Genomic DNA, 11,867 nt, shown 5'->3' with positions numbered 1-11,867 from the left:
AGAAGAGAGCCAGTCACCCTAGGCCTCGCCGGTCAACCTTTCAAGGTCGGCAACCACGGCCTCCATGGGGTCGCTGTCGCGGATCAGCAGGCGCGCCTCTCCCTGGGCATTGAAGGCGAAGACAGCGCTGGAATGCGACACATCATAGTTGCCGTCGCTGTCTTCTTCGCCATACCCGTAGGTCACTCGATAGCGGCGTGTCAGCTTATCGAGTGCCGCTTTATCCCCCGTAAGGCCGATGAACTGGGGGCCGAAGGCGTCGGTGTAGCTGTCCAGTGTCTCGGCGTCATCGCGGCGAGGATCCACCGAGACGAAGAGCACCTGAATTTCATCGCGCGCGGTCTCATCCATGCGTTGGGTGGCCGCGTCGAGACGCGAAAGGGTGGTCGGACAGACATCGGGGCAATGGGTGAAGCCGAAGAACAGCAGCGTCGTCTTGCCGAGGAACTGATCGGCGCTCACCGTACTCCCGTTCTCGTCGATGAGTTCGAACGCCAGGGAAGGCATCAGCCCCGAGATATCCTTGGTCTGCCAGTCTGGATTGCTGCAGCCTGCAATCCATAGCGTCACGAATAGTGCCATGATGCATTGGCGCATCCTGCTCCCCCTACTGTGCTGTCGGCGCCACGGCGCGGAACGTGACACCCTGTCGCTGATTGCCGGCGAAATGAAGATTCACCTCGACGTCGTCACCAACGACGAGGGGGCGAACCCGCTTCATGAGCATGAGATGGTAGCCACCAGGGGCGAATTCGACCTGCTCCCCCGCCGCCAGCTCCAGTTGGGCGACGGGCTCCATGCGGGTGACGCCATCCTGATTGACACTGCGGTGCATCATGACATTACCGAAAGCGGGGCTATCCGCTCCTGTCAGGGTGACGCCCTTCTCGCTGGTATTGGTGAGGGTGAAGTAGCCTGCCGCGGGCAGGTCCCCGGGCAGGAGCCGCAACCGCGCCTCGCTGACCTCCAGTTCGGCAGCCGCCAGCGTGCCGGTCGTCGCGATCAGCAGGAGGAAAATCGAGCACCAGCGTTTCGCCAGGCGCGGCAGACTAGGGTGTGGCGTGAGAGACATCAGCGGCATCCTCCTTGCGGGCATCACGGAACAGAAAGCTGAGAATGATCAGAACCCCGATGGCACTCATCATCGTGGCCGGTACCCAAGTCAACAGGCCACCGAGGAGCTGGTCAGTCAGAGGGTCCAGCGGCCAGGCGCGCCCGCATACCTCATAGACATCGAAAATGACACTCCGGCTGAAGACGATATAGGCCCCCAGCACGATCTGCGGCGGAATCACCACCAGCAGGATGGCGATGCGCTTGCCGTAACCGAGGCCGCCCTGCTGCGGCGTGCGGCGATCCAAGATCAACCACCAGAACAGCAACCCATCCAGCGCCATGCTCCAGTTCATCACTTGATACAGGTCGGTACTCAGCATCGCATCGAAGTGGACCTCGGGAATCAACCAGAAATAGATCAGCCCGACGAACAGTACGGGAGCGATCAGTGGATGTTGAAGCGTCCGGTATACAGGGCGCAGCAGGCGCGCGACCGGCCTCCATCCTGAAAAGTGCCTGATTCGGGTCGGCAAGCCGTCTGTCAGTACCGGCAGGGGGGCGGCCAGGGCAATCAGGAAGGGGCCGGCGTGATGCAGTACCAGATGCTGTGCCCGATGGGTAAAGAACATGTACTGGGCGAGGTAGTCGTAATGGGTCTGAGTGACGCCATAGATGGTGGCGACACCCAGCAGGTAGGCAAGGACTCGACCTGCGCCTGTGGCCTCGCCTCGCCGTCGGCGCTGCCGGAGGCCACGCAGGTAGAGCACGATGGCCAGCAGGCAGGCCCCCGACCAGGCCAGCGAGAACTCCCACGGCAGCAGGTAGCCCAGAGCAACGTCGAGGTCGATAGCCCGTCCCTCCCCAGAATCGGCATGCAAACGGTGAGACTAGAAGCCCACCGCGCCATGCGGCAAGGTGGGGCTATAAACGCAACGCCAATGGTCATGTAGAGCGCTATAGATCCTGGATCATCCGCGACCGACGTCAGCGTCACGAGACTGACAAGACTCGCCATGTTGTCGTCGTCATGGCCTGCTCAGCGCGATTTCTGCGTAGATACCCTGGTAGTCTGTGTCATGCGTTTTATCCGGATCCGACGCGGGCTCCGGCTTGGGATTCAGGGCTACCATGCGACCGCTGGGGTCATCCAACAGGCCGCGAAGCTGTTCATAATCGAAGCTCCAGCCCTCGGCCTTGTGTTGGTTGAGACGGGTGATGGTCTCTACCAACGTGGAAATGCTGTTCCCCTCCCCCTCCAGAGGCGGGAATGCCTGAACCAGTGGTTGCCCTTCATGCCAGCCGATCTTGATGGGTTGGTTGACGATTCGGACCTGGGTGCCGGCGGGCACGCGGTCGAAGATCGACTCGATGTCCCCAGGGAACATGCGAATACAGCCACGGCTGGCACGCATGCCGATGCCATCCGGCTGGTTGGTCCCATGGATCAAGTAGCCATCGAATCCAAGGATAATGGCATGGTCTCCCAGCGGATTGTCCGGGCCTGGGGGCACCACGCTGGGCGCCTCTTCACCGCGTGCCCTGGCTTCACGCTGAACCGACTCGGGTGGATACCAGGCGGGGTTCTTGATGTTCATGGTGGTCTTGGTCACACCGAGGGGGGTATCGAAGCCCTCGCGACCGATGCCGATAGGATAGGTCTCGACACGTGATGTCTCGTCGTCATCCACTTCGGGATAGTAGTAAAGGCGCAGCTCGGCGATGTTGATGACGATGCCAGTGCGCTCTGCGGCGGGCAGGATGAAGCGCCCGGGTATGGTCACCTCGGTACCCTCGCCGGGAATCCAGATGCTCACGTCCGGGTTGGCGCGCACGATCTCCCTGTACCCCAGGTTGTGTCGCCTGGCGATATCGAGCAGGGTTTCTTCTCGATCCTCCACCGTTATGCGGTAGGTGTCGCCAATCACATTGCCTTCCTCAGGCAGCGGATAGTGACCGCGGGGCCACTTGTTCTCCTCCTGGGCCTGAGCAACGCCGATGAGCGCGAGCCAGCCTGCCAGCACTCCCACCAGTGTGCGTGTTCGGAGTTGCCACCATGGAGATTTCCTCGCTGTGCCAGAGTGGGATTCGGATAACGCCATCATTCTCTCCCTTTTCGGCTGGACCCTTATCATCCAGACCGACGTGTGTTGAATCGCCATCCAGGCAGCACCAGTAAGGTGGCCAACAGCCAGGTGGGCCAGCTACCGGTTCGGGTGAACGGCGTGTTTCCCACCATGGGCAGCACCTCGCCGCGAAGGCTCGTCGCCTGGAACTGCGGTGCGCGGGCCGTGACACGGCCCTGAGGATCGACGATGGCGGTCACGCCGTTGCTGGTGGCGCGGATCAGGTACCGGCCGTTCTCCAGCGCACGCAGGCGGGCCATCTGCAGATGCTGCAGGGGGCCGATGGAGCGGCCGAACCAGGTGTCGTTGGAGACCGTCAGCAACAGCTCGGCATCGCGCGCCTGCTCGGCGACACGATCGGCATAGATGATCTCGTAGCAGATGGCGTTACCGATGGTGGTTCCGGCGGCGTGGATCGGCCCCTGAGCCTCGGCCCCGGGGGTCATGGTCGGCATGGGCAAGTCGAAGAAGGCGATGGTGTCGGCGAGCAGGCGCTTCAGCGGCAGGTACTCGCCGAAAGGCACCAAACGCACCTTACGATACTGGCCCTCGGCGTTACCCAGGCCGATCACGCCGTTGTAGTTATCGCCGCCGTCGCGCTGCAGGATGCCGGTGAGCAGGGCGGTGTCGGGCGACAGGTTGGACTGTACCCGCTCCAGTATGGGCCGCGCTTTCTCCTCGAACATCGGCAGGGCCGCTTCCGGCCAGACCATCAGGTCGAGCTCGTCGGGCTGCTTTCGTGCTAACGACGTGTAGATGTTGACCGCCTCGCGCTGGCCTTCGGGCGTCCACTTGATCGACTGAGCCAGGTTGCCCTGCAGCAGGGCGACCCGTAGCGGCTCGCCGGCCGGCGAGGTCCACTGGGACGGCAGGGCCAGGGGAGTCAGCCAGAGAGCGGCGATGGGCGCCGCGGCCCACCAGCGGCGGCGCAGGAGCTCCACGCCCAGGGTGCCGGTCAGGGCGGTGATCAGCGACAGGAAATAGACGCCGCCCACCGGGGCCCAGGCCGCCAGCGGCGAGTCCACTTGGGACGTGCCCAGCAGCAGCCAGGGAAACCCGGTAAACAGCCAGGTGCGCAGCCACTCGCTGAGTACCCAGGCGCCGGCGAAGCTGAGGAAGGCCAGGCGTGGGCCCGTGACGCGGCGATAGAGCCAGAAGGGCACGGCATAGAACAACGCCAGGCTGGCCACGAACAGACCGGTGAGGAAGAGCGCCAGGAGCGCCCCCGTATCGCCATAGTCGTGGATCGCGACGAAGACCCAGGAGGTCCCCGAGCCGAACAGGCCCACGCCATAGCACCAGCCGCGGAGGGCGGCTTGAGCGGGTGTCAGGGCATGGATGCCGACATAGACCAGGGCTACCGCCACCGGGCCCAGCCACCACTGCGCGAAGGGCGCGGCGCTGAGGGTGGTCAACCCTCCGGCGGTCAGGGCCAGCAAACAACCGAGGACCGGAGAGAGCCGTCCGACAGGCGTCATGTCCCGGACCGGCTGGTTCTGTGCATCCATGCCGTCACTCAGACAATCTGGGGGAGGGCCGCTCACGCAAGGCCGCCATCGCAAAGGCGATGACCCCCAGAAACAGGGCGATATCCGCCAGGTTGAAGGCGGGCCAGTGCCACTCTCGCCAGTAGATGTCCAGGTAGTCCACCACATACCCTCGCGCCAGGCGGTCGATGCCATTACCCAGCGCGCCACCCAGCATCAAGCTGTACCCCAGCGCCTCCAGGCGGGGCCTGGGCCTGCACAACAGGAACGTCAGCACGATAGTCGCCATTCCTGTCAGGCACAGGAAGAGGTAGCGCTGCCAGCCACCTGAATCGGCGAGGAAGCTGAAGGCCGCCCCCGTGTTCCACCAGTGACCCCAGTTGAAGAATGGGGTCAGCGGGATGGTCTGGCCATACGGCATCAGCGCCTGCACCAGTCCCTTGATGACCTGGTCGGCCAGGCCGACCATAACGGCCAGTGCCAACCAGTAGCGGCTCTGCGGCGCCATCGCTATCCGTTTCGTTCTCATGACGTGGCTGCCTGGTAGCGCGGGCTTGCCGAGCCGCTCATGGCGGTCCCTGGTGAGAAGCGATAGCCCAGCAGCCGCATGGCGTTCAGGGTCACCAGCACGGTGGCACCGGTATCCGCCATCACCGCGATCCACATGCCGGTGATGCCCAGCGCCGTGGTCACCAGGAAGATAGCCTTCAGGCCCAGCGCCAGGGCGACGTTGGTCTTGACGTTGCGCAGCGTGGCCCTAGACAGGTCGATCAGCTCGGCGATGCCGGTGACGCGGTTCTTGAGCAGGGCCGCATCCGCCGTTTCCAGTGCCACGTCGGTGCCGCCGCCCATGGCGATGCCGACATCGGCCGCCGCCAGTGCCGGGGCATCGTTGATCCCGTCGCCCACCTTGCCGACCGGCCCGCGTCCGGTGGCCTGCCATTGCTGCACGCGCCGGGCCTTGTCCTCGGGCATCAGCTCGCCATGGGCCTCGATGCCCAGCGAGCCACCGATGGCAGCGGCGGTACGCGCATTGTCACCACTGAGCATGACGGCCTCGACGCCGAGACGTGACAGGGCGGCGAGCCCCTCCTGGGCGTCCTCACGCGGCTCATCGCGAACGGCGATCAGTCCCAGGGGACGCTCGCTCTCGACCAGCAGGGCGAGACTCTTGCCGGCACCCTCCAGCTCGGCGATCCGGACGTTCAGGTCATGATCCAGCGTGACTCGCTCGGCCAGGTGGCGAGGCGTGACCAGGCCCAGCTCGCGCCCCTCGACCCGGCCGGCGACGCCCAAGCCCGACAGGGCGCGGCTCTCGCTGGCCAGGGGAAGCGACAGGCCCTGTTGCTGCGCATGGGCGAGGATGGCCGTGGCGATGGGATGGCTAGAATCACGTTCCATCGCGGCTGCCAGCCTCAGGATCTCGTTTTCGCCCTGGCCGGTGGCCCAGTCCTCCACGTCGGTGACACGGGGAGTGCCGGCGGTGAGGGTGCCGGTCTTGTCCAACGCCACCGTGCGCAGCTTGCCCAGCTGTTCGAGTACCGCGCCGCCCTTGATCAGCAGGCCCCGCCGGGCGCCCGCCGAGAGGCCGGCAGCGATCGCCGCGGGGGTCGAGATCACCAGGGCACAGGGGCAGGCGATCAACAGCAAGGCCAGGGCGCGATAGACCGATTCCGACCAGGCCATGGTCGAGACCAGCGGCGGCACCACCGCCATCAGCAGGGCGAGCCCCACCACCGCCGGCATGTAGTAGAACGCGAAGCGATCGATGAAGCGCGCCACCGGCGCCTTGGCGGCCTGGGCCTCTTCCACCAGGCGGATCACCCGGGCGATGGTGTTGTCCTCGGCGCCGCGGGTTACCTCCACCTCCAGGGCGGCATCGAGGTTGACCGTGCCGGCAAAGACGTCGTCCCCCGGGGCACGCGAGCGGGGCACCGACTCCCCGTTGATCGGTGACTCATCCAGGTCGGATTCGCCGGTCAGAATACGCCCATCGCAGGGCACGCGGTCGCCCGGTCGCACCAGGACTCGCTGCCCAGGCGTGAGCGAGGCGGCCGAGACCTCACGAGTATCCCCATCCTCCATCAGCCTCGCCGTGGACGGCGTCAGGTCCGCCAGGGCCGAGATGCTGCGTCGCGCCCGTGAGGCGGCCACGCCCTCCAGCAGTTCGCCCACGGCGAACAGGAAGACCACCACCGCCGCTTCGGCGGCGGCGTCGATAGCCAGGGCGCCCAGGGCGGCGATGCTCATCAGCATCTCGATGGTGAAGGGGTTGCGCATCTTCAGTGCGCCCCAGGCGCCCTGTGCGATGGGCACCAGACCCACCAGGGTGGCGGCGACGAAGGGCCAGCCTCCCAGTACCGGCCAGGTCATGCGAAGGACCAAGGCCAGAGCCAGCAGGCCCCCCGTGACGAGCACCAGGCGTCCTTTCGCGGTCTGCCACCAGGGCGCTGGGGGGGTATCTGACCCATCCTTCTCGGTATCGGCGGCAAGCCGGTAGCCAAGCTCGTTAAGGATCCGTTCGATCGTCTGGTGAGACGGGGCCGAGTGTGGTTGGGGGTGTACGGTGACCGACCCGGTCACCGAACTGGCCGATACCGCCTCGATGCCCTCCAGGCGGCCCAGCGCGGCTTCGACCTTGCGCTCGCAGCCACCACAGTCCATGCCTTCGACTCGTAGCGTGAAGCCCACTGACGTTGCCGTGGATGTCGAATTTTCCATGGTGACACTCCTGGCGATGGGTTATCTTCTGAAGGATAAACCTTGTAGCAACTATAGATTCAAGCCATTCAGGAGGGCTTCAGGATGGCGAAGACGAGCGATGCAATCGGCATTGGCGAACTGGCCCGGCGTGCCGGCTGCAAGCCCGAAACGGTTCGCTACTACGAGAGCATCGGGCTGGTGAGCGACGCGACACGTACCGAGGGCGGTCAACGCCGCTACGGAGAGGAAGCGGTCAGGCGGTTGACCTTCATCCGCCATGCCCGGGACTTCGGTTTCTCGGTGGAAGCGGTGCGTGAACTGCTGGCCATGTCAGACCAGCCCGACATGCCGTGTCAGGAGGTCGACGCCATTGCCAAGCACCACCTGGAGGAGGTCGAGTCGCGGTTGCAGCGGCTCTCCGCACTGCGTAACGAGCTCAAACGGATGGTCAGCCAGTGTGCCGGGGGGAAGGTCGAAAGCTGCCGGATCATCGAAGTGTTGAGCGATCATCAGCTTTGTATCAGCGACCAGGCCCACGGAGGCGCTCACGACCTGGGATAGGCATCTGGACGGATCGGTATGCTAGCCCAGCGAGACATCCAGAAACAGCATGAGCACCAATCCCACCGAGAGCCCCAGCGTTGCCTTGTTCTGGTGGCCGCTTCGGTGGGTCTCGGGAATGATCTCATGGCTGATGACATAGAGCATGGCGCCGGCGGCGAAGGCCAGCCCCCAGGGGAGCAGCACTTGTGACATGCTGACGACTCCCGCACCCAGCAGGCCACCTAACGGCTCGACCAGTCCGGTGAGAGAGGCAATGGTCCAGGACCGCCAGCGGGAATAGCCCTCACCGAGCAGTGCCACCGCCACCGCCAGGCCTTCCGGTGCATTCTGCAGGCCGATACCAATGGCGAGAGGAAGGCCACCCTCACGCCCCCCAGCGCCAAAGGCCACGCCAACCGCCAGACCCTCTGGCAGGTTGTGGATCGTGATGGCAATGATGAACAACCAGATTCGGCGCAGCGATGCCGCCTGTGGCCCTTCACGTCCCTGCTCGAAATGCTCGTGGGGGAGTCGCTCATTCAGCAGGGCGACCAGCCCCATCCCCATCAGTATCGACGCGCAGGCAATGGCGGCAGGCAAGACGCTACCGCCATAGCGCAGTCCAGAAGCTTCCAGGGAGGGAATGATCAGTGAAAAGAAGGACGCTGCCAGCATGACACCGGCGGCGAACCCGAGTGCCAGGTCGCGAACGGCACGATCGGGCGCCTTGCTGATCAGGATAGGAAGCGCTCCGATCGCGGTCATCGAACCGGCGGCAAGACTACCCAAAAACCCCAGCGTGACTGGAGAGACACCGTCCATAGACCCTTCCACTTTGGAGGATGGGTACTGCAGGGAATGTTGAGTCACACGACGATAGCCATCACATGGCCACCGATGCGTGTCATACAACAAGTCAGCCTGGCGGCCTATCGATTATCCAAGGCGACCAGACCGGACGTACCGATGGCTTTTTGCAGACGCCCACGAGCCTCGAAGAGCACGCTTCGATAATCCTGGGGTGTCGGTGACTCCCCCAGAATGATGCGCTGCCCCTCCTCCAGGGGATCGACAGGACGGTCACCCACTCTCACTTCGTAGTGCAGGTTGGGCCCCGTGGTGAGTCCGGAGGCCCCGACTTCACCCAGCGTGTCGCCGGCATTGATGGCGTCCCCGACCGACAGGCCGGAGGCGAAGCGACTGAGATGCGTATAGCGACTGAGAGTGCCCATCTCGTGCTCTACCTCCACGACACGACCATAACCTCCCCGGCGACCGACGAAGGAGACCCGCCCCGGCGCCGTCGCCATGACTGGGGTGCCGCGAGGGGCGGCAAGGTCGACGCCGTCATGACGACGTACCCCACCGTAAACGGGATGGCGTCGATTGCCGAAGGCGGACGTCAGGCGTGCGCCGAGCACCGGGAACCGCTTCGTCTCCACAAGGCTACCGTCCTTGAAGAGCATCACGGTGGCTCTCTGGTCCGTCGGCCATACCATCTCCAGTCGTGCCGACGGGTCAGCCAATCCCATATAGGTCAGACGGGGAGGCCCGACTCGCGTGCCATCCTCTCGGCGATCCTCTTCCCACAGTAACTGCAGGCGCTCCGCGCCCGAGATATCTCGGGCTGTGTCCATGAGTCCGCCTAGCAGCACCTCGAGGTCCATGGCGAAACGCGTGGGTATCCCCTCTGCCGCCAAGGCGGCATAGAGTGACGTTTCGATGTCCACTTCACGGCCCAGCGTCAGGGTGTCGAGACGAGGCGGGACAATCCGCGTCGACGGCCGCTCCCCCAGCGTAACGACGTATTGAATACCCGAGTCACGCTCGATGGCCACCGACACCGGCTGTCCGGTCGTCAGAGAGGTGACAGTGAGACGGTCTCCAGGCCGCAAGCGTCTTGGGTCGAACCTCTCCGCCAGCGATGTCAACGCTTGGGTGCGCGTCTCGGCATTCACGCCAAGCTGCCGCAGCAGTGCGTTCAGGGTATCCCCGGGTGCCACGGTTAGCTCTTGGGCGACGCTCTTGGGAGGCTGAACGGCCAAGGGCGATGCCCCCTTCTGCGCGAGAGCTTGTGCCCTGGCCGATGCCGGTTCGCTCGGTGATAGCGAGGCGCTCCCTTGCCAATGGGCTTCGGCCAGCAGAGGGCCCAACCCCATCAACCCTAGCAGCAACCAGTGCCGTGTCATGACGCATCGTCCTCGCCCGAGACCTCGGTCACCTCACGGTTGACGGCGTCGACTAGCTCCTGCACGCCGAAGGGGGCCAACAGCTCACCATTGACGAAAAAGGTTGGCGTCTGGCGGATCTGGTTGGCCTTGACGTCTTCCTTGTCCTGGTCAATGACCGCTTGTACCTCGGGGGAATCAAGTTGTTCCTCTGCTGAAGCCCTGTCTAGACCGGCCTCGCTGGCGATATCCAGAATAGCGGCCTCATCGAAGCTGCCATGAGCCGCCCATTGGCTCTGCCGGGCCAGCAACGCCTCCAGCACCGGCTGGAAGACATCCTGGCGCCTGGCGACTTCCAGCACGCGAATGGCGGTATCAGACACGTCTCCGTGGAAGGGCGTGTAGCGCACCACCAACCGCACCTGGTCGGGGTACTCTTCCAGGATGCGCTTGGTCAGCGGATAGAAGGCACGGCAGGCCTCACAGGCCGGGTCGAAGAACTCCACGATGGTCACCGGTGCTTCTTCCGGCCCCAGAATCGGCGAGTGTGAGCGCACCAGAGAGTTTTCGGCCTGAGCGCCACCCTGGTTGGCCGCCTCGGCGCCCATGCCCAACAACGAGGGTCTCGCTACGATCACGATGACGGCGATCAGCATCAACGCACCGGCCAGGATAAACGTCGCTTTTTTGTACATTTACTTTTCCAATTCAAGTGGTTAAGCGGAAAGCACGACCAGAGGACTGCTGAGTGGATCTCAACCGCTGTTGGGTGCCTAAGTCGGCGAATAGTGGCGTGTTATCCATGCCCATAAAGATTGGCTCCCTGGTGCGCATGATCAATATGCTCGAATTCCAAGCTGGAGTGGCCAATGTCAAAGCGCGCTTTCAGTTGAGCCTTGATATCCGCCTTGATCGCCTCGAGCTGCTGCCAGCCTTCTTCCGTCGTCACCACGTGGCAATCAAGTGCGGCGGTATTCTCCTGCATTTGCCATAGGTGAACATGATGCACATCCTCAACCCCTTCGACGCTGCGCAGGACATCAATGACTGATTGACCCTCGACATCGGGAGGCGATCCCAGCATCAGTGTCCGGATAGGGGTACCTATCTCCGTAAAGGCAAGATAGAGAATATAGAGTGCAATACCGATCGTGATCGCGGGGTCTACCCAGCGCATGTCGTATAGCAGAATCAGCGAGCCCCCAATGATCACAGCGATGGACGCAAACGCATCAGACAGGTTGTGCAGGAAGAGAGCCCGAATGTTGACACTGTGTTTTTGCATCGACCAGGTGAGCAAGGCCGTTAGCGCATCGACAAGAAGAGCGACAATGCCGATGATGACGACTATCCAGCCTTGAATCTCTGGCGGGTCGATCATGCGCATCACGCCTTCATAAATTAGATAAAACCCAACGAGGATGAGGGTCGTGTAGTTGATCAGCGCTGCGATAATTTCGATTCGCCCATAGCCGAACGTCATCTGCGAGTCTGGCGGTCGCCTCGCGATCTTACGGGCAGCAAATGCAATGACAAGGGCAGCCATGTCGGAAAAATTATGCAGCGCATCCGCGATCAGCGCGAGGCTTCCCGCCAGGATACCCCCCACTATCTGAGCAACGGTCAATATCCCGTTGGCCCAGATGGCGATGCTCACCCGACGGTCACCAGAGGTGGGGTCAAGGTGGGGATGATCGTGATGATGTCCCATGCGTCATCCTTGTGGTGTCACCTGATGACCCGGCAGTATAAAACCTATAGCAACTCAAGCTTCAAGCCCGAATTCT

At 63.4% G+C, this 11,867-nt stretch carries 12 protein-coding genes; 1 reads left to right on the top strand and 11 read right to left on the bottom strand.

Annotation, left to right across the window (positions count from 1 at the left end; translation table 11 throughout):
• Positions 1–18: 18 nt before the first annotated feature.
• The 7 genes from HNO53_RS05520 to HNO53_RS05490 form a co-directional block, all read right to left on the bottom strand.
• Complete coding sequence (locus tag HNO53_RS05520; RefSeq protein WP_229359158.1) at positions 19–582, bottom strand: SCO family protein; 564 nt, start codon at positions 580–582, stop codon at positions 19–21.
• Between the two features lie 25 nt (positions 583–607).
• On the bottom strand, positions 608–1,072 hold the full coding sequence (locus HNO53_RS05515) for a copper chaperone PCu(A)C (protein ID WP_023007123.1): 465 nt from the start codon (positions 1,070–1,072) through the stop codon (positions 608–610).
• Positions 1,050–1,934, bottom strand: coding sequence for a cytochrome c oxidase assembly protein (locus tag HNO53_RS05510; protein WP_229359159.1), 885 nt, complete (start codon positions 1,932–1,934; stop codon positions 1,050–1,052). Before HNO53_RS05510 ends, HNO53_RS05515 begins: the two co-directional genes overlap by 23 nt.
• A gap of 147 nt (positions 1,935–2,081) precedes the next feature.
• A complete protein-coding gene (locus HNO53_RS05505; protein ID WP_242597548.1) occupies positions 2,082–3,083 on the bottom strand; it encodes a L,D-transpeptidase family protein in 1,002 nt (333 codons plus the stop codon).
• Between the two features lie 101 nt (positions 3,084–3,184).
• The gene (gene lnt, locus HNO53_RS05500; protein ID WP_229359160.1) at positions 3,185–4,687 is read right to left on the bottom strand and encodes an apolipoprotein N-acyltransferase; all 1,503 of its coding nucleotides are present in this window, start codon (positions 4,685–4,687) and stop codon (positions 3,185–3,187) included.
• Between the two features lie 4 nt (positions 4,688–4,691).
• Positions 4,692–5,195 (bottom strand): signal peptidase II, encoded by a 504-nt coding sequence (lspA, locus tag HNO53_RS05495; protein WP_095622744.1) that lies wholly within the window; start codon positions 5,193–5,195, stop codon positions 4,692–4,694.
• Positions 5,192–7,387, bottom strand: coding sequence for a heavy metal translocating P-type ATPase (locus HNO53_RS05490; protein ID WP_095622745.1), 2,196 nt, complete (start codon positions 7,385–7,387; stop codon positions 5,192–5,194). Before HNO53_RS05490 ends, lspA begins: the two co-directional genes overlap by 4 nt.
• 84 nt (positions 7,388–7,471) lie before the next feature.
• On the opposite strand from HNO53_RS05490, the gene HNO53_RS05485 reads away from it, so the two are divergent.
• A complete protein-coding gene (locus tag HNO53_RS05485) occupies positions 7,472–7,930 on the top strand; it encodes a MerR family transcriptional regulator (RefSeq protein WP_089680911.1) in 459 nt (152 codons plus the stop codon).
• A 21-nt stretch (positions 7,931–7,951) separates the two neighbouring features.
• Here HNO53_RS05485 and HNO53_RS05480 read toward each other — a convergent pair whose 3' ends face one another.
• The 4 genes from HNO53_RS05480 to HNO53_RS05465 all read right to left on the bottom strand — a co-directional run bounded on the left by HNO53_RS05480 (position 7,952) and on the right by HNO53_RS05465 (position 11,791).
• Positions 7,952–8,734 (bottom strand): ZIP family metal transporter, encoded by a 783-nt coding sequence (locus tag HNO53_RS05480; protein WP_095622746.1) that lies wholly within the window; start codon positions 8,732–8,734, stop codon positions 7,952–7,954.
• Positions 8,735–8,841: 107 nt separating this feature from the next.
• Positions 8,842–10,101 carry a M23 family metallopeptidase gene (locus HNO53_RS05475; RefSeq protein ID WP_209476837.1) on the bottom strand — a complete coding sequence of 420 codons (1,260 nt, stop codon included), beginning with the start codon at positions 10,099–10,101 and terminating at the stop codon, positions 8,842–8,844.
• The gene (locus HNO53_RS05470; RefSeq protein WP_209476835.1) at positions 10,098–10,775 is read right to left on the bottom strand and encodes a DsbA family protein; all 678 of its coding nucleotides are present in this window, start codon (positions 10,773–10,775) and stop codon (positions 10,098–10,100) included. Before HNO53_RS05470 ends, HNO53_RS05475 begins: the two co-directional genes overlap by 4 nt.
• Positions 10,776–10,876: 101 nt before the next feature.
• Positions 10,877–11,791 carry a cation diffusion facilitator family transporter gene (locus HNO53_RS05465; RefSeq protein ID WP_209476834.1) on the bottom strand — a complete coding sequence of 305 codons (915 nt, stop codon included), beginning with the start codon at positions 11,789–11,791 and terminating at the stop codon, positions 10,877–10,879.
• Positions 11,792–11,867: the final 76 nt, after the last annotated feature.

The sequence above is a fragment of the Billgrantia antri genome (assembly GCF_017868935.1).
GTDB lineage: Bacteria > Pseudomonadota > Gammaproteobacteria > Pseudomonadales > Halomonadaceae > Halomonas > Halomonas antri.
Note: the sequence above shows the minus strand (reverse complement) of the source record. Positions and strands in the feature narration are given on the sequence as shown.